Source organism: Streptococcus mitis, from assembly GCF_946190155.1.
In the GTDB taxonomy this organism is placed as follows: Bacteria; Bacillota; Bacilli; order Lactobacillales; family Streptococcaceae; genus Streptococcus; species Streptococcus mitis_CL.
This window is the reverse complement of the sequence record NZ_CAMHZL010000001.1, coordinates 1-17,273: the sequence shown is the minus strand read 5'-3', so window position 1 is coordinate 17,273 and position 17,273 is coordinate 1. Positions and strand designations below refer to the sequence as shown.

17 protein-coding genes and 1 pseudogene are annotated in these 17,273 nt (G+C 40.3%); 1 reads left to right on the top strand and 17 read right to left on the bottom strand.

Annotation, left to right across the window (positions count from 1 at the left end):
* Positions 1–27 precede the first annotated feature (27 nt).
* The 7 genes from deoD to N8O80_RS00060 all read right to left on the bottom strand — a co-directional run bounded on the left by deoD (position 28) and on the right by N8O80_RS00060 (position 6,903).
* Positions 28–738, bottom strand: a complete 711-nt coding sequence (gene deoD, locus N8O80_RS00090; protein WP_000022091.1) for a purine-nucleoside phosphorylase — start codon at positions 736–738, stop codon at positions 28–30.
* 557 nt (positions 739–1,295) lie between these two features.
* The gene (locus tag N8O80_RS00085) at positions 1,296–2,579 is read right to left on the bottom strand and encodes a chloride channel protein (protein WP_261026093.1); all 1,284 of its coding nucleotides are present in this window, start codon (positions 2,577–2,579) and stop codon (positions 1,296–1,298) included.
* Positions 2,580–2,581: 2 nt separating this feature from the next.
* The gene (locus N8O80_RS00080; RefSeq protein ID WP_000143375.1) at positions 2,582–3,391 is read right to left on the bottom strand and encodes a purine-nucleoside phosphorylase; all 810 of its coding nucleotides are present in this window, start codon (positions 3,389–3,391) and stop codon (positions 2,582–2,584) included.
* Positions 3,388–3,948: a DUF1697 domain-containing protein gene (locus N8O80_RS00075; protein WP_247932757.1), complete on the bottom strand. Its 561-nt coding sequence runs from the start codon at positions 3,946–3,948 to the stop codon at positions 3,388–3,390. Before N8O80_RS00075 ends, N8O80_RS00080 begins: the two co-directional genes overlap by 4 nt.
* Before the next feature lies 1 nt (position 3,949).
* Positions 3,950–5,161 (bottom strand): phosphopentomutase, encoded by a 1,212-nt coding sequence (locus N8O80_RS00070; protein WP_261026089.1) that lies wholly within the window; start codon positions 5,159–5,161, stop codon positions 3,950–3,952.
* Positions 5,162–5,184: 23 nt separating this feature from the next.
* Positions 5,185–5,868, bottom strand: coding sequence for a ribose-5-phosphate isomerase RpiA (rpiA, locus tag N8O80_RS00065; protein ID WP_261026087.1), 684 nt, complete (start codon positions 5,866–5,868; stop codon positions 5,185–5,187).
* A gap of 105 nt (positions 5,869–5,973) precedes the next feature.
* Positions 5,974–6,903 (bottom strand): peptidase U32 family protein, encoded by a 930-nt coding sequence (locus N8O80_RS00060; protein ID WP_261026086.1) that lies wholly within the window; start codon positions 6,901–6,903, stop codon positions 5,974–5,976.
* Between the two features lie 139 nt (positions 6,904–7,042).
* On the opposite strand from N8O80_RS00060, the gene N8O80_RS00055 reads away from it, so the two are divergent.
* Positions 7,043–7,330, top strand: a complete 288-nt coding sequence (locus tag N8O80_RS00055) for a DUF3270 domain-containing protein (protein ID WP_261026084.1) — start codon at positions 7,043–7,045, stop codon at positions 7,328–7,330.
* Positions 7,331–7,363: 33 nt separating this feature from the next.
* Here N8O80_RS00055 and ciaH read toward each other — a convergent pair whose 3' ends face one another.
* The 10 genes and pseudogenes from ciaH to N8O80_RS00005 form a co-directional block, all read right to left on the bottom strand.
* Entirely contained in the window at positions 7,364–8,698 is a 1,335-nt protein-coding gene (ciaH, locus tag N8O80_RS00050; protein ID WP_261016810.1) for a two-component system sensor histidine kinase CiaH, read from the bottom strand.
* The gene (ciaR, locus tag N8O80_RS00045) at positions 8,688–9,362 is read right to left on the bottom strand and encodes a two-component system response regulator CiaR (protein WP_000590639.1); all 675 of its coding nucleotides are present in this window, start codon (positions 9,360–9,362) and stop codon (positions 8,688–8,690) included. Before ciaR ends, ciaH begins: the two co-directional genes overlap by 11 nt.
* A gap of 107 nt (positions 9,363–9,469) precedes the next feature.
* Positions 9,470–12,016, bottom strand: a complete 2,547-nt coding sequence (locus N8O80_RS00040) for a M1 family metallopeptidase (protein ID WP_261026083.1) — start codon at positions 12,014–12,016, stop codon at positions 9,470–9,472.
* A 122-nt stretch (positions 12,017–12,138) separates the two neighbouring features.
* Positions 12,139–12,579 (bottom strand): ASCH domain-containing protein, encoded by a 441-nt coding sequence (locus N8O80_RS00035; protein ID WP_261026081.1) that lies wholly within the window; start codon positions 12,577–12,579, stop codon positions 12,139–12,141.
* Positions 12,580–12,609: 30 nt separating this feature from the next.
* Positions 12,610–13,308, bottom strand: coding sequence for a 3-oxoacyl-ACP reductase (locus N8O80_RS00030; protein ID WP_261026080.1), 699 nt, complete (start codon positions 13,306–13,308; stop codon positions 12,610–12,612).
* Positions 13,301–13,537, bottom strand: coding sequence for a DUF2829 domain-containing protein (locus tag N8O80_RS00025; protein WP_000142161.1), 237 nt, complete (start codon positions 13,535–13,537; stop codon positions 13,301–13,303). Before N8O80_RS00025 ends, N8O80_RS00030 begins: the two co-directional genes overlap by 8 nt.
* Before the next feature lie 98 nt (positions 13,538–13,635).
* Positions 13,636–14,562 (bottom strand): annotated as a pseudogene (locus N8O80_RS00020) (aldo/keto reductase).
* Between the two features lie 72 nt (positions 14,563–14,634).
* Positions 14,635–15,450, bottom strand: a complete 816-nt coding sequence (locus N8O80_RS00015) for a hypothetical protein (RefSeq protein ID WP_004259428.1) — start codon at positions 15,448–15,450, stop codon at positions 14,635–14,637.
* 3 nt (positions 15,451–15,453) lie between these two features.
* A complete protein-coding gene (locus tag N8O80_RS00010) occupies positions 15,454–15,774 on the bottom strand; it encodes a PadR family transcriptional regulator (RefSeq protein ID WP_000665422.1) in 321 nt (106 codons plus the stop codon).
* Positions 15,775–15,913: 139 nt separating this feature from the next.
* Positions 15,914–17,273, bottom strand: a 1,360-nt coding sequence (locus tag N8O80_RS00005) for an N-acetylglucosaminidase (RefSeq protein WP_261026078.1), incomplete at its 5' end; no start/stop codon positions are given.

Here is a 17,273-nt window from a genome sequence, read left to right as displayed (position 1 = left end):
CTTGAAATCAGGATTTTCTTTTACATTTTACTCTGCAATTAAGGTTTCCAATCCAACCTTCATCATATCAGTGAAGGTATTTTGGCGTTCTTCTGCAGTCGTATCTTCATCTGGATTGACCAAACTATCAGAAATAGTCATGATGGCAAGCGCGTCAACATGGTGTTGGGCCGCCAGATAGTAAAGGGCTGCTGCTTCCATTTCCACAGCCTTGACTCCCCATTTACCAAGCTCGATATTCTTTTCAAAGTAGTTTGAGTAAAAGACATCAGATGACAAAACGTTCCCAACGTGGGTTGTCATACCAAGTTCTTTAGCGATATGGTAGGCCTTGTCCAGCAAATCAAAGCTAGCAATTTGTGGGAAATCGTACTGTGGCCAGTCATTGCGGATGATGTTAGAGTTGGTTGCAGCTGCCTGCGCCAAAACTAATTCACGGACGTGAACATCTTCATTCAATGAACCTGCTGTTCCCACACGGATCAATTTTTTCACACCGTAGTCAACAATCAACTCACGCGCATAAATCGAAATAGATGGCATCCCCATCCCAGTTCCCATGACTGATACACGGTGGCCCTTGTAAGTACCAGTGTAACCAAACATGTTACGTACTTCGTTAAAACAAACAGCATCTTCAAGGAAATTCTCCGCAATAAACTTAGCACGAAGAGGATCTCCAGGAAGAAGAATTTTATCAGCAATTTCACCCTGCTGAGCAGCAATATGGATAGACATAGTTAAGATATAAAGGGCGACAGAGAACAAAGTAAAAATAGGAAACTGACGACGCATCGCAGATGCTAGACAGTTTATCTTTTTTACACAGTTCTCCGCCCGTATTCAGTTCAATGAATACAGTTAACCCATCCTTTCTTTATTCTAAAATTTATAATCAGAAAGATACCAAACCCGTCAAAAAGCAAAGGGGAAATAGGAGTTGGGAGCAGTGAGCGATGCTCGCTAGACCAACTATCTTTTTCCCACTGCTTTTAGGGTGGGGTCAATTCCTTTCTTTCTTAATTTTGATGATATTGAGAAGATTAGACCGGCTTCAATTCAAACCCGAACTACCCTTACTTTCTGATTTTTAGAAAAGTTTTCCGCTCGTGTTCAAATCAGAACACACGCTCTACCTTTCTTTTTTTATTTTTATATTTCATAGCTAGGAAAAATCGGATTCAATCATGACTCCGATAAGCCTACTACATTTTTATTTAAAACAGTTATTGATAAACTGACAATAGTTTTTAATCTTTTAAGATAAATCCCTGACTAGAAGAAATGGGCATTTCCTACCTAATTACTTTATTCTTTGACTTCTGACACAATATGCTAGCCCAAGGAAAGCGGTCTAGCATTTTTGCAAATTCATAGGCTAAAACAGCTGTTACTAAGAAATACGGAATAGAATCTATACCTAGCCCAGTGAAACCTATAACTAATCCGGTTGCAGACCAGGGAGCCTTCAAAGTCACGGACAAAAAGCAAACAGATCCCAAAAGTAAAGTGGTTGGCTGGCTATCCACACCTAGAATTATTCCAAAGAGGGCAGCTCCAGCCATCCCCAAGGCAAAAGATGGCGTAAGAGTACCACCATAGGCCCCTGCCCAAAGGATAATAAGAACGACCACTGCTTTTAGGAAAAACATGAGAAGCACTGTTTGACCACTGCTACCATTTAAAATTTCCTGAGCCATCATGCGTCCATTACCAAGTAGATGTGGAAAGGAACTTGCAAGACCAACAAGAAAAAGAAAAGCTGAGGGCAATGTGAGAAGTATTCGTTTATCTTTTATTCTGTTTGAAGACGCTTCTTTACTTAAGCGACCAAAAAGCCAAGCCAGTGGGGTTAAGAAAAGAAGTAATAAGGGAATAATCCATATTTCCTTTAATGACCATGTGATAGCTGGAATCTGGTAGAGAGCCTGATCTGAAATAACCCAGCCTGCTGTATAGGTTGACACATAGGTAGTCAAACCGACTAAGACAAATCGTTTAATAGATAGATCAATTCCTAAGGTTTCAAAAACAAAGAAGACACTTGTTAATGGAACCTGATAAACAGCCGCTAAACCAGCACCAGCACCACAAGCAAGGAGAAAGATGCGATCCTTCTTAGAGAGAGAACATATTTTTCCAATTGGTCCTGCAAATAGAGTTCCAATCTCTCGTGGCGCAGCTTCTTTGCCAATAGGCGCTCCCCCTCCAACTGCAATGATCTGCCAAATTGAATGAAATAGCTGTTTTAGAAAATGAAGCTTGTATTGTGAAGTCTCATCCTTCATCTGAGCTTTGATGGAATAAATCTTCGACCCTTTTTGCAAGAAATACCAGACCAAGGATGAGCCAAGACCCACCATCATTAAACTTAGTCCTATCCGTGAAGAGGAAACTCCATCTGTCAAAAATCCACTATGATGCTCTGACTGACCAAAAGCTAGCTCCTCCACCATCTCTAATAGATAATGGAGAAAAATACCAGATAAACCCGAAACTATTCCTTGCAGAATTACTGCTAGGAAAAATCTAAAATTATAAGGGATTTTTCGAAAAATACTCCTCAATTCTATTAACATGATTACAATTCTGCAAGAATCGCTTTAAGCAAACCTTTGAAGTCGCCTTTAACACGTTCAGTCACTTCTACAACTTCTTCGTGGTTGAGTTCTTCTTGGAATCCAGCTGCAAAGTTAGTAATACATGAAATTCCTAGAACTTTCAAGCCTGAGTGGGCTGCCACAATAACTTCAGGAACAGTAGACATACCAACCGCATCTGCTCCCAGTGTCTTATAAGCACGGATTTCTGCTGGTGTTTCATAAGTTGGACCAGTAACACCAATATAGACACCTTCGTCAAGCTTGATACCAAGTTTTTTAGCCACTTCATGGGCAGTAGCACGATATTCTGGTGTGTAGGCTTTAGACATATCTGGGAAACGAGGACCAAATTCATCCAAGTTTTCACCCATCAATGGGTTTTGACCTGTCATGTTGATATGGTCTGAGATAGCCATCAAAGTACCAGGCCCATATCCAATACCGCCAGCTGCATTGGTTACAATGACACCTTCACATCCGAGTACTTTCATCACACGAACTGGGAAAGTCACGACCTCAAGAGGATTGCCTTCGTAGAAATGGAAACGACCTTGAAGAGCCAAGACCTTACGACCTGCAAGTTCTCCATATACCAATTTCCCAGCGTGTCCGACTACTGTAGAACGGCCCCAGTTTGGGATATCTGCATAATCTACTACAACTGGATTTTCGATTTCTTCTGCCAATTCTCCAAGTCCTGATCCAAGGATTAGACCGAACTCAGGCGCTAGGATACCCTTTTCTTTCAGGAAGGCAGCAGTTTCATTGATTTTATCTAAAAATGTCATTGTATGTCTCCTTTATTATTTTTTAGCATTTGACCGATTTTGTCGAAAGTTTTAGCATTACGAATGGTGATGTTGCGATAAAAAGGCATCTTGAGTAAGTATTTGTGATAGGCAGTTGCATAGTAGGATTCCTCAGAGAATTTCCCCCAGAAAATCCCAAGTCTTCCAAAATAAACAACTTCATCTTCCAGTTCCAAACTTTCAACTGTCTCAATGACTTGAGCCACATCCAAGCCCTCCGTGTAAAAGAGGACATCCTTTCGTGCCAAATCTTTGGTCCACCAATCTGGCAGATTCTTCAGCTCTTCTTCATAATCTTCCTGACTCAGCAAAGAAAAGCTCTGAATAAATGGATAATGGACTGCAAAGAAAGCCTCTAACTTTTCAACCAATCGGACTTTGGGATCTGTCGAAGTAAAGAAAATATTGCCACTGTTGATGTAGGTTTCAACTTTTCCCAGTCCCAACTCTGTCAGTTCTTGACGAAGTTGCGCCATGACAACCTTATTCTTCCCACCGACATTAATGCCCCGAACAAGTAAAGCATATCGCGTCATCTTATACCAATTTAACTAAGAAACTTTCCCCAATCATGGCAGTTTCCACACCAAAGTTATCTGCAACTGTCGCTGAGATATCTGCAAAATGTCCAACTGGAATGACACCATTTCCTTTAAAGGCAGGGCTGTAGGCCAACAATGGAATATATTCACGAGTGTGGTCTGTTCCTGCGTAAGTTGGGTCATTTCCATGGTCCGCAGTAATCAAAAGAAGGTCGTTCTCTCTCATGGCTGCTATAATTTCAGGCAAGCGTTCATCAAACTCATGCAAACAATCACGGTAACCATGAGCATTGCGACGGTGACCGTAAAGGGCATCAAAGTCCACTAAGTTTGTGAAGGAGAATCCTTTTTCAAACTCAGCAAGTCCCATGGTCTTCAATAGTGTATCAATTCCGTGGCTGTTTGACTTGTTGTGGCCCATGTCATGGTTGATACCAGCACCGTTAAAGATATCATTGATTTTACCAACAGCGTAAGTATCGATACCAGCTTCATTCAATTTATCCAAAACAGTCGGTGCAAATGGAGATACAGCCAAGTCACGACGGTTTGCTGTACGAGTGAAGTTACCTGGTTCACCTACATAAGGACGGGCAATGATACGACCTAGAAGAGCAGGTCGCTCAAGAGTGATTGAACGAGCGTATTCACAGATACGGTACAATTCATCCAAAGGAATAATGTCTTCGTGGGCAGCAATTTGCAAAACAGGGTCAGCTGAAGTATAGATAATCAACTCTCCAGTTTCCATCTGACGTGGTCCAAAATCATCGATAACAGCTGTACCTGAGTAAGGTTTGTTGGCTTCACGAATGACCTTGCGTCCTGAGAATTCTTCGATTTTTGTCAAGATTTCTTCTGGGAATCCATTCCAGAAAGTATCGAAAGGCTCAGTAATGTTGAGTCCCATGATTTCCCAGTGTCCAGTCATAGTATCCTTACCAAGAGATACTTCTTCCAATTTTGTTGCATATCCTGTTGGATTGCTTTCAGCTGGTACAGTCTTAAGAGGGGTTTCACGAGGAATATTTCCTAGACCGATTTTAGCCATGTTTGGCACATTCAAACCAACTGTTTTAGAAATGTGTCCCAGTGTGTCAGAAGCTCCATCTGGAACCCCTGCATTGACAAAGTTATTAGCATCTGGTGCAGCACCGATTCCCACAGAATCTAATACCACCAAGTGAATACGATTAAATTTTGACATAGTGTATCTCCTTATTATTTTAGTTATCTTGCTTTTGTTGAAGTTAAAATCTGAACCCCGTCTCGTCCAGCAACGATGACCTTATCCACCATTTGGTTGAATAAGCCGTGCTCCACGACACCAACGACATGGTCCAATTCTTGCCCGAAGGCAATTGGATCTTCAATGACATCCAAGGCAAGGTCAATGATAAAATTCTGCATATCGGTCACAAAACGTTGGCCATCTTTTTCACGGAAGCTTGGTTTATAGCCAGCGCGCTCAAACCGACGAAAGACCTGTTCTGCGCCATACTGAACCACTTCTACTGGCAATTTAAAAGCACCTAGTTTCTCAACTAGCTTGCTTTCATCCACCACCCAAAAGTATTCTTTTGAAGGCGTTGCGACAACCTTCTCCATCAGAAGGGCACCACCACCACCTTTGATTCCATTAAACTGACTATCCACTTCATCCGCCCCGTCGACTGTCACATCGACGAAGTCTACTTGGTCAATAGACTTGAGTGGGATATTAAGCCCTTCAGCCTGTTTACTAGTCACACTAGAAGTCGTTACAGCTGTAATCTTCAAGCCTTCTTCCTTAATACGACGACCGATTTCTTCGACAAAATAATAGGCAGTAGAACCCGTTCCCAGTCCGACAACCATCCCATCCTTGACAAACTCAGCAGCCTTGATACCTGCCATTTTCTTCAGATTTTCCACTCAAACACCTCCATTAAAGAGCTACTTTTATTATAACATGTATCCGTTTTTATTTCATGGATACACTGGAAAAACCCGAACATTTTTATTTCGGGTTTTGATGTCCTATTTAACCATATCAGGATCGTAGTCATAGAATCCTGTATCAAGGAAACGGTTTTTAGGGTGAAGTTTACGAACTTCTTCATCCAGCAAGAAAGCTTGGTCATGGCTAAAGTTGCCCTCTTGAATCAAACTGCGCGCTTGGATAAAGAGTTTTGCAATCTCAACAAAGTTCTGACCTGGAGTGTATAGCCCTTCTAGTTTCCAGTGAGTGAAACCATGCTCCACCAATTCTGTCAATTTGGTCATCAAATCAAGGTCATTGTTGGCAAAGATGTGGGTCCCATGATTGTCTTCAAAAATGGAATAGTGGCTCTCTGGGTCACTCGGCTCAGCCAAGAAAAGGTCACGCTTGCGAGTCTTTTCATCATCGATATGCGTAAAGTTATAGTAGTTTTGCAAGAGAGGACGCTTAGAATGGTGAATAACACTAGCTCCATAAACCAACACTTCAGCAGGAATTTCCAAAATCTCTGGCATTTTGAAGAGTTCAGCAGATGGAATTTCACGCGCCAAAACAGCCTCAGATGCGCCAGCTTTTTGTCCCCAGAAGTTTATCTGACGACTGCTAGTTACCATAGTCGAAGCATCGTAGATAGTCTTAAAGGAATAACCATCGCGGTTGACTACGTAAAAGACACCTGCATCCCCAATCGTAATGTAGTCTGTCTTGATTTCTTCCAAGAAGTCTAAGAAGGTCTTGATACGATCCATCATATCTTGGTGCATGAGGGCGTTGACCGCAACAATCAATTCCTTATCAGCATCATGAACCATCTTTGCAATTTCACGCAATTGGTCATGACTAAAGGTTGTTGGCAGACGAAGGCCAAAATCTTTCTCACCGACATAGATCCGGTCTACGCCAACTTCGAGCAGTTGTTTAACTTGTTCAATACTTTCAGCAGTTGCTGTAATGATAATCTTTTCCATAAGAAAAATTATACCATATTTCTGGAAAATCAGCTATTCTTTAAAAATGAAAAGGGACTTTATTCTTTTTGTAACCTTTCTGTAATAATTCTCTGCTGAAAAAATGATAAAATAGGTATGTACTGTTAAGGAGAGAATAATGCCCGTAAGAAAATTACAATCCTATGAGGTAGACAATCAAGAAGAATTAAGCCAGCAGGTTCCTCGCTATCAAGATTATACACCTGAAGCGCAATCTGATGCCAATCTCAAGGAAATCCTATTTTTTGTTAATATCGCTGTTTTTTGTATCTGTATTGCTATCTTTAGTTTTATCTTTTTAGCATTAAAATTATCAACTGCTCTTGCCTTTACCGCAGCAATCGGAGCCAGCTTACTTGTCTTAAAAGTTCAACGATGTATTATCAAGCGAAAACGTAGAAGATAAATCCAAAATATCGCCCCAGCTGGAGCGATATTTTTATTTTTTCTTTTTAGATGGTGTGTGGATGGCAATCTTCACTTCAAAGACTGTTCCTTTCGGTTTATTATCTTTAACAGTAATGGTTCCTTTTAGGGCATCTACAATTTGCTTGGCTAGGGATAAACCTAAACCAAAACCACCTTTTTGACGGGTTCTAGCCTTATCAACTCGATAAAATCTATCAAAAATTTTCTTCTTATCTTCTGCTGAAATACCGACTCCATTGTCAGAAACTAACAAATAAAGATTACGATCAGTCGCTGAAATCATAAAATCAATTTCACCATCCTCCTCAGTATATTTGATAGCATTATCAAATAGGATGGTCATCAGTTGTTTCAAAAGAAGTTGATCTGTGACAATTGTTCGATGGATACGATTTTCAAAACGGAAGACACGGTCATTTTCCGAAGCAATCATCTCATAGTTTGTGAAAGTCGTATTGAAAAAGCTAGTTGGAACTTCTGCAAGTTCCGGCTTAATCCCATCATCTCTACGAGCTAAATTCAACAAGTTCGTCGTCAAAAAACGCATATTTCGAACTTCTTCCAAACTAGACGCAATACTTTCGCTCACATCCATAATGGTTGCTTCTGGCTTACGAAAAAGGGTCTCTAAACGATTTTGCAAAACTGCAAGAGGAGTTCGTAACTCATGACTGGCATTTTCCACAAAGGACTGTTGCTTCTGCATACTTTCAAGTAAAGGACGAACACTGACCCTAGCTAGATAGAGACTGGCAAGTAAAGACAAAATCCAGAAACTTGCCATCACGACCACAATCAATTTCTCGTGCTTTTGACTGGCCTGCTCCAACTGACTGGTATTTATCAAGACAGCCGCATACTTGATATTGGTTGAAACCGAACTAATATTCGTTTCCATCAAAATCATGCGATAGATTTCTTCCTGTCCATAGCTATTAAAAACCTGTATCTGATAGATATGACCTAGTTCTTTCTTTTCTAACTTAATCTTATCCAATCCCAGAAATCGGTTTCCAGAAAGGAGTTGGGTAAAATTCTTATCAAAGAGAATGACTTCTGTGTTAGAACTGACATTGGGTTTTATCTCCGTCTTGCTAGCATCTGTAGCGGCATTCTCTAAATCTTTAATCTCTTCTGTTGCCCTATTTACTGCAAGCTGAATAACTGCCTGAGGATTGTTACTCAAGCCATGGAGCGTATCATCCACCGAAGTATAGAGACTCGAATGCATGACCTGCAAAATAATCAGAGTCATGGTAGAGAAAATCAGGGTGAAGACACCAAAGTTGCGGATAAAGTAACTAAAGTCATCCGCATACCATGTTTTTTTTAGTTTACTGAACATCTTTTAAAATATACCCAACACTACGCAAGGTTTGCAAATTCTCTGCAAAAGTGGTTCCTTTTAATTTCTTACGGACTTTTGAAACATAGACTTCGACAACCGAAATCGTTGTATCACTATCAAATCCCCATAGACGGTCAAAAATCTGAGTCTTGGGCAAAATAACATTTTGATTTTGAAGGAAATAGACTAATAAATCAAACTCTTTCCCCAGCAATTCGACGGGAGTATCTTCAACCTTAACGGTATTGGTTGACAAATTAACCACGATATTTCCATAAGTCAAGGTGTTTTCATTAAACTTACCTGAACGTTTGAGAAGGGCTTGAATCCGCATTTTGAGTTCTTCTAGGTAGAAAGGTTTAGTCAGATAATCATCTGCTCCCAATTCAAATCCGTGTCCCTTGTCATCCAAACTTTCCTTGGCAGTCATGATCAGAACTGGAGTCGTAATTCCCTTTTCACGCAATTCTTTCAATACTTGGAAGCCATTTTTTTCAGGTAACATCAAATCAAGCAAAATCAAATCATAGACGCCACTCTCAGCTTCGTAGAGACCTTCTTCTCCATCAAATACCTGCATGACATCCGCAAAATCGTCTAAAAAGTCAAATACTGAATTTGACAGGCCTAGGTCATCCTCAACCAATAAGATTTTTATCATGAGAAACTCCTCCTTATTAAAACCATTATACCAAATTTGCCTTAAAAAAAACTCAACTCTCTGCATTTTACATGAGATAGCTGAGTTTTCTTTTCATTTAGTCTTAATTATTTAGTTCCATATTGAAGAACAACTGCTTCGACTGCAGCTTTTTCACGGTTAATCAAGTCAACACGCGCTGCAATTTCCTTGATTCCCATACCGATGTTACGGCTAAGCGCAAGGTCAGAAAGTTGCGGTTCAAAGAATTCCTTGTACTCTGCCAAGCGTTGCTGAGTCTTAAATACGTGAGCAGGAAGGATAACAAAGCTATCAAAGCTCATATCTCCTCCAAGGGCTGCCTTAATCCAAGCCCAGTTTTCACGCGCCCAAGACCATGCTGTTTCCTGAGTTGCTTGATGGCTTAAGAACTGGAAGTACCAAGCAGACAAGTCTTGTGGTTTGACCACAAATTTGTCCTTCCAAGAAGCAATCAAGTTTTGGATATTATCCGCATCTGTACTGTATGCAAGAGCAGCTGCCAACTGGCGTTTAAAGACAGCATCTGTTGCGTGAGTGTAAGTATCAAGATAAAGTGCTAACAAGTCTTTAGTCTCATGATGTTTCATCTCATTGATCAGAACTTGTGAGCGAATAGCTGCTGGAAGTCCTGCAAGATTCTCCTTGTGAGCCGCGAAGATTTGGCTAGCGACTTGACTAGCTTCTGCATCATTTGAGCGAATCATCATAGAAACAGCCAACTGACGAACCAACTCATCCTCATCTGATTCGCCATCTTTAGCTTCAAAACCAAGACGGTCATAGTTGTGACGAGCCAATTTAGCAACCAAGGCTTTGAAGGCTCTTTCAGCTTCTGTTCCTTCATCTATAAAGCGCTCAAGAGCAGATATTACTTGAGAAACAGCTGAAACGACAAGGTAAGATTCTTCTTTAGCGAGTTTATCAAGTACTGGAAGCAAGTCTGCATAAGAAATGTGCCCTGCTTCAGCAAGCAAGCGACGTTCTTGGACGATTTGCAGTTTACTTGTATTATCAAGCTCAACTAGGTCAGCAAGAATAGCATCTAGCAAGTCTCCTTGATAGTCTGTAATGTAGTGAGCTGTATTTTCAGTATTGAGACGAAGAGCTCCTTCATTTTCAGCAAGAAGGGCTGCGTAGCTAGGGATTTCGATGCTTTCAGTTTCGAGTGTATCAGGCAAGCCTTTCCAGTTGCTGTTTAGTGGCACAACCCAGAGACGGTTCTTGTCTTCGTGCTCACCGATAAAGAATTGTTTTTGTGAAATCTTCAAGACATCATTTTCAACTTTGACAGTGAGAACTGGATAACCAGGTTGTTCCAACCAAGAATCCATAAAGGCTGCAACATCACGACCTGATGCTTGACCAAGAGCATTCCAAAGGTCACGACCAATTGTATTGCTGTATTGGTGTTTTTCAAAGTAAGCATGCAAACCTTTGGCAAAATCGGCATCACCTAGCCAACGACGAAGCATATGCATGAGGCGACTTCCTTTGGCATAGACTATAGCTCCGTCAAAGAGCGTATTGATTTCATCTGGATGTTTAACTTCGACGTGAACAGATTGAACACCATCAGTCGCATCACGTTTCAAGGCAGACGGAACACCACCTGTTTGGAAATCTTCAAAGATATTCCAGCTTGGTTCAATAGCATCCACACAGACGTACTCCATCATGTTGGCAAAGCTTTCATTGAGCCAAAGGTCATCCCACCATTTCATAGTAACGAGGTTCCCAAACCATTGGTGAGCCAATTCATGGGCCACAACTAGGGCAACTTGTTGACGGCTAGCAAATGTTGAGTTCTCATCTACAACCAAGTAAACTTCACGGTAGGTCACAAGACCCCAGTTTTCCATAGCACCAGCTGAGAAGTCAGGAAGGGCAATGTGGAGAGATTGAGGGATTGGGTACTTAACTCCATAGTAATCTTCGTAAAACTCGATAGAGCGAACAGCGATATCCAGTGAGAAATCAAGGTTTGATAGTGGATGAGCTTTGGTTGAGTAGACACCTACGAGAGTACCGTTTTTAGTTTTAGCCGTCACACCTTGCAAATCACCCGCAACAAAGGCTAACAAGTAAGAAGACATGCGAGGTGTTGTTTCAAACTTCCAGATACCTGTTTCCTTACGGTTTTCAACTTCGATCTCTGCCATGTTTGACAAGGCCAATTCACCTTCTGCTTGGTCAAAACGTAGAGAGAGGTCAAAAGTTGCTTTGGCTTCTGGCTCATCCACACATGGGAAGGCTTCGCGCGCAAAATGGCTCTCGAACTGAGTAGACAAGACTTCCTTCTTGACACCATCAACTGTGTAATAAGAAGGATAAATCCCTGTCATGTTGTCTGTGATTTTTCCTGAGAAAGCGATAACCACTTCAACTTGACCTGCTTCAGCAAGTTCAATATGAAGGGCTTCATTGTCATGGTCAACTGTAAATGGGCGAGCTTGACCAGCAACTTCTACAGTGGCGATTTCCAAGTCTTTTTGGTGGAGGGAAATGCGGTCACTCTGTGCTTGACCACTAATAGTCACCTTTCCTGAAAAAGTCTTGGTCTCACGACTCAAGTCTAAAAACAAATCATAATGTTCAGGAACAAATTGCTTAATAAAATGTTCAACTGCTTGCATAGTTTTCTCCTATTCTAAGTTTAAGAGCTGCTACTCTTCTTCAAACAAACTTATTATATCATGTTTTGCTTGAGAAAAAAGGATTGGACGGTGATTTCCAAAACTTTCTTCCCTCTAACAGTCTACAGTGGGTAGACCTTGCGAAATTCTTCTAAAACAACCTTGCTGTCAGGTGTAAAAGTCAGTCCTGCTTCTCTCAGCCACTCGGCGAAACAATCCTCATGAACCTGACGCCAATAGGCTAGGGATTTGTCACCTTCCCCTTCCTTAAAGGCATGTTGAGCAGAAACTTGATTGAAGAGCTGGACAGAAACCTTTGTAATTTCAACAATACAGACAGCCTGATTTTGACTATCTAAAATGACATCAAAAGTTCCTTCTTGAGGAAGAGACTCGGCTTCTAGTGCATAGAGGTCGTAGGCTGATGCTGTTGCAGTCTTTTCGCCTCTTAAAACCAAATCTGCTAAAAGATCTGGTTCCACTCCAAAAGCCCAAGCATCGATTTCATCTCCTATAGAGGGGTTGATTTTCTTATATGCATTCCACATTTCCTGCGGTGTCATTGGTGCTCCTTTTTATTAACTTTATTCTCCCTACTTCAAAGACCAGCCACCATCTATTGTCAGAATTTGTCCTTGCATGGCACTCGCTTTCCCACTTGCTAAGAAAAGGCTAATCTCTGCTATTTCTTCTGGCTCAATCCAGCGCTTGATTGGTGTTTCACTAGCAACCCAGTCAGCCAATCCACCTGGCTCAAAATCTGCAGCGGTCATAGCTGTCTTGACTGCTCCTGGAGCGATACCAAAGACCTGAATCCCAGCTTCAGCATAGTCTAGAGCCAACTGCTTGGTAAAGCCAGCCAAGGCGTGCTTAGAGGAAGTATAGGCGTGTCCACCGCCACCTGCTAGGCTAGAAGCGATGGAGCACATATTGATAAGGATTCCTTTTTTATTCTCCAACATTTGAGTCAAATAATACCGAGTCAACTCAACTGGAGTCACGTAGTTAATTTCAAAAATCTCTTGAATTTCCTGCGCTGATTGTTCCAATAGGGGTTTATAATCATCCAAAACTCCAGCAGTATTGCACAAAACATCAACCTGAGGACACCAGTCAAAAATAGGCTCCAAGTCCAAGGTCAAATCTCTCTGTAAAAAGTGAAAATCACCCTCTAAGAGTGGATTTTCACCTTGGTCCACTCCATAAACTTGATAGCCCTTCTCTAAAAAGAAGCGAGCTTGAGCCAGACCAATCCCTGAACTTACTCCCGTAATCAATACACGTCTAGTCATGCACTTCTACCCAATCCGTCGCTAAAACATCACAAGGAGTTGGGCTCCACATAGAAAAACCTTCTCCTTCGCCAGAAACGTTGATTAGGAAATAGGGCGTCACTTCAAGTGCAATCCCGTTTTGTTCAATAGTATCAAAGAGTTGGACATAGTTTTCAGCGCCTCCCCAACCAGTTCGTACATATTTTTTCTTAGCCTTTAACCCAGGCAGCATTTCTTCAAATGTCATGGTTTTCTCCTTTTATATCGATAAATCTTCACTTCATTATAGCAGAAAACCGCTTTGCAACGGCTTTTTGACTGTGATTTATTTACATCTGCTTCTACTTACGGCAAATTATTCCCTGCAGCAAGATAAATTTCATACCATTCTTTTCTTGTTAAGCTAAAGCTTGCCGCTTGGCTAACTTCTCTCAAGTGCTTAGGATTTGTGGTACCTACAACTGCCTGCATTTTTGCTGGGTAACGCAATATCCAAGAAATGGCAATAGTTGAAGAGGTTACTCCATATTTAATAGCTAAACGATCAAGTACTTGATTTAAAGCTTGAAATTTCTCATTTCCAACAAAATTCCCTTTAAAATACCCGAATTGTAAGACAGACCATGCTTGAATGACCACATCGTGTAATTTGCAATATTCAAAAATGCTGCCATCTCGCATAGCTGCTTGATTATCTTCCATATTAACATGAAAACCTGATTCGAATCCTGGAGTAAAAGCCGCACTCAATTGTAGCTGATTAACAGCTAACGGCTGCTTGACATCTTTTTTAAGCAACTCCATCATCATAGGATTTTGATTAGAAACTCCAAAATCTCGGACCTTACCTTGTTTATAAAGGAGATCAAAGGCTTCTGCTACTTGGTCAGATTCCATCAAAGCATCTGGTCGATGAAGGAGCAAGCTATCTAGATGATCTATCTTCAATCTTTGCAAAATTCCGTCAACTGATTTTATAATATAGTCCTTAGAAAAATCAAAATAGGTAAATTCTTCAATGCGAATGCCGCATTTGGACTGAATCCACATCTTTTCTCTTAAATCTGGACGATTTTTTAGGACAAGACCTAACAGTTCTTAACAACGACCACGACCATAAATATCAGCCAAGTCAAAAGCATTGATTCCAACAGACAGTGCTGTTTCTACAAGCTCTTCAACTTCTTTTACAGACTTATTTTCTATTCTCATCATTCCGAGAACAATTTCTGATAATTCTTTGTCATCTTGACCAAGAGTTATGTATCTCATCAAATTTTTCTCCTTTGATTCTACATTCTTCAATTAATTATAACAAAAAACCGCTTTTCAACGGCTTTTTGACTATATTTCATTCCATTTTATCTTCTTAAACCCACGGAACAAGACAAAGATTCCAATAAAGAGGACAGCTAAAGGAATAGCTTTTGTAAGAAAAACATTTGAAATTCCCATCCACTCATAGTAACGGAGCAGAGAACCTACAATAAGATGGGCAACAATCATACTGTTAAAGGGACGAAAAAACTCTTCTTTCCAATTCCAAATACTGATGACTAGAGAAAGTGTAAAGATAGATAAACTATCCCAGGGAGCAGGAAGATAAAAGGCTCCTTCTTGTATGAAACTTCCCATTCCTCCATATCCTAGAACGACTAGCAGAACAAGAATTCCAACGACAATATAAGTGCCAATTTTCATCTTAGGAGAATCTTGGACTAGCCCCCAACGTAAGATTGTGGCCACAAGTCCAAATCCAATCAGAAAAAGAAGAAGTTGCCCTAAAAAAGTAAGCAAATTGACTGTTAAGAGAGGACCTTTAGAAAAATCACTTAGTAGTTGATAATAACGTAATACCGCTAGGACAAGAATTGGCGTCAAAAGGGACTCCTTGATAGAACTGCGAGGTGCTTCCTTAAGCATCTCTTTCATTAATTTTTTAGGATTCTTACCTAGATACTCCTCTGCACTCATGCCATCTCGTTCTGCTTCGGAGAAATCTAACATCATCAAATAAATCTGCTCTCTGAGATAGTCCTCATCATAGAGAAATCCAGCAAGATTAAAACTATCCCACAGTTCCTCAAAATACTGCTGATTCTCCTCAGAAAATTCATGCAACAAAGCGCTTGTTTCTTCATAATACTTCATTTTCTTCATGGTTTAACCCCCATTCTTAATTCCTTCTACTTTTTGACTCAAATCGTCCCATTGTTGCCAAAAGACCGAAACACGCTCTTCTCCTTCTTTCGTTAACGAAAAATACTTCCGATCTGGACCATCTGGCGACGGGCGCATATCGCCTCTTATCCATTGATTTTTTTCTAACTTTTGCAACAAAGGATAAATAGTTCCTGGAACTATAGTGTCAAATCCAGCCTCTCGTAGAGTCTGAACCAACTCATAACCATACCGCTCTTTTTGACCAATCATATCCAAGACACAACCTTCAAGAACACCTTTTAATAGTTGAGTTTCTTTCATCCCTTCTCCCTTCTAATCTATTTGGTAATACCTACTAGTGACTTCATCTATAATATACCACTTTCACACTAGTTTGTAAAGCATAATAGTTAAATAAAAAAACGACAACCACTTTTCAGCAGTTATCGTTGCTTATCTTTTAATCTTTTCCACCAAGTCGACTGTTAATATTCATCATGATACTAGCTATTTTTTCACCCCAGTACGGATCTGATGCATAGCGTACATTCATTCCTGTCGCTTTATTTCCAAGATGATCTCTTCCACGGTCAATATAGTTCTCACGAATCCACTTGGCCGCACCAAGAATTCCTTTGTCTACATCATCAAATTTCTTAGCTGAATCATAGGGACTGGTATCGTAAGCAGCTATACCGAAGAAGTTATTTTTATCATTAGCAATTTGGCTACGTCCCCAAGCACTTTCTAGCGCACTGTGAGCCATTAAATAGAGAGCATTGACACCATAACGTTTTTCAGCTTCTTTAAAAATTGCTCCTTTACCAGCAAGACGGCTGTTTCGGATATTCATCATCGAATAAACTCTATTTAATTCATCCGCACTATAGTTGGTTGGTTCAGTTAAATTCTTGAAAAGGAAACGATTTTTGATAGTAAACCCATCGAAATGTTCTCCATCCTTTGAATAATACTTCTTACCAATTTTCATAGCTGAAGTATGTGGAGCTACCCGTATACTAGTGTATGGAGAAAGTTCATGGTATAGGAATCTTCCATCTGTAGTATAGTGAGGAATAAACTCACTTCCTTCATCAACTAAAGCCAAATCACTTTGATTCATATAACCGGACAAGCCTGATATTGAAACAGCTAGACGACTACCCTTGCTTTTAGAGCCATCATAGGTCACAATACTTCCCTGATTGACATAGCTCAAAATATCTCCTGATTCGCTATAAATATAGGCTGTGATTGGTTTAACCTTAAAATATTTTGGACTTTGAATCCACTTTCCATTACTCTGGAAGAAATACTCCTTATTTTTAATATTAAAACTACCAGTAACATAGCTTCCATCTTCTTTCAGGTAGTACCATGCATTGTAGTTAGGATCAAAAATCCATTCATTCTTGGCCATATAACCACCAGATTTGAGGTAATAAGCACCAATCCATTCACGTGAAGCATAAGCACCACCTGATTTTAGGTAAAACCAGCTATTATAAGATTTATCAAAAATCCATTCTTTTTCAGCCATTGCTCCACTATTCTTTAGATAGTAAGCATCTTTCCACTGATTACTAGCCATCACACCATCACTGTTAAAATAGTACCATGTGCCCTTAATCTTTTCCCATTTATTACGAAGGATTTTTCCTGAATCTGTAGCATAATACCATTTATCAGTAATCTTCACCCAAGCATTCTGAGCCATTGCTCCACTATTTTTTAGATAGTAATCATCTTTCCACTGATTACTAGCCATCACACCATCACTGTTAAAATAGTACCATGTGCCCTTAATCTTTTCCCATTTA

Bases quoted from the DNA above. Each gene is read 5' to 3' on its own strand.
- N8O80_RS00085 (WP_261026093.1), bottom strand. From the start codon at position 2,579: ATGTTAATAGAATTGAGGAGTATTTTTCGAAAAATCCCTTATAATTTT.
- N8O80_RS00070 (WP_261026089.1), bottom strand. From the start codon at position 5,161: ATGTCAAAATTTAATCGTATTCACTTGGTGGTATTAGATTCTGTGGGA.
- deoD (WP_000022091.1), bottom strand. From the start codon at position 738: ATGTCTATCCATATTGCTGCTCAGCAGGGTGAAATTGCTGATAAAATT.
- N8O80_RS00015 (WP_004259428.1), bottom strand. From the start codon at position 15,450: ATGAAGAAAATGAAGTATTATGAAGAAACAAGCGCTTTGTTGCATGAA.
- N8O80_RS00060 (WP_261026086.1), bottom strand. From the start codon at position 6,903: ATGGAAAAGATTATCATTACAGCAACTGCTGAAAGTATTGAACAAGTT.
- N8O80_RS00010 (WP_000665422.1), bottom strand. From the start codon at position 15,774: ATGAAAGAAACTCAACTATTAAAAGGTGTTCTTGAAGGTTGTGTCTTG.
- N8O80_RS00040 (WP_261026083.1), bottom strand. From the start codon at position 12,016: ATGCAAGCAGTTGAACATTTTATTAAGCAATTTGTTCCTGAACATTAT.
- N8O80_RS00055 (WP_261026084.1), top strand. From the start codon at position 7,043: ATGCCCGTAAGAAAATTACAATCCTATGAGGTAGACAATCAAGAAGAA.
- N8O80_RS00075 (WP_247932757.1), bottom strand. From the start codon at position 3,948: ATGACGCGATATGCTTTACTTGTTCGGGGCATTAATGTCGGTGGGAAG.
- N8O80_RS00030 (WP_261026080.1), bottom strand. From the start codon at position 13,308: ATGACTAGACGTGTATTGATTACGGGAGTAAGTTCAGGGATTGGTCTG.
- ciaR (WP_000590639.1), bottom strand. From the start codon at position 9,362: ATGATAAAAATCTTATTGGTTGAGGATGACCTAGGCCTGTCAAATTCA.
- N8O80_RS00025 (WP_000142161.1), bottom strand. From the start codon at position 13,537: ATGACATTTGAAGAAATGCTGCCTGGGTTAAAGGCTAAGAAAAAATAT.
- N8O80_RS00035 (WP_261026081.1), bottom strand. From the start codon at position 12,579: ATGACACCGCAGGAAATGTGGAATGCATATAAGAAAATCAACCCCTCT.
- ciaH (WP_261016810.1), bottom strand. From the start codon at position 8,698: ATGTTCAGTAAACTAAAAAAAACATGGTATGCGGATGACTTTAGTTAC.
- N8O80_RS00080 (WP_000143375.1), bottom strand. From the start codon at position 3,391: ATGACATTTTTAGATAAAATCAATGAAACTGCTGCCTTCCTGAAAGAA.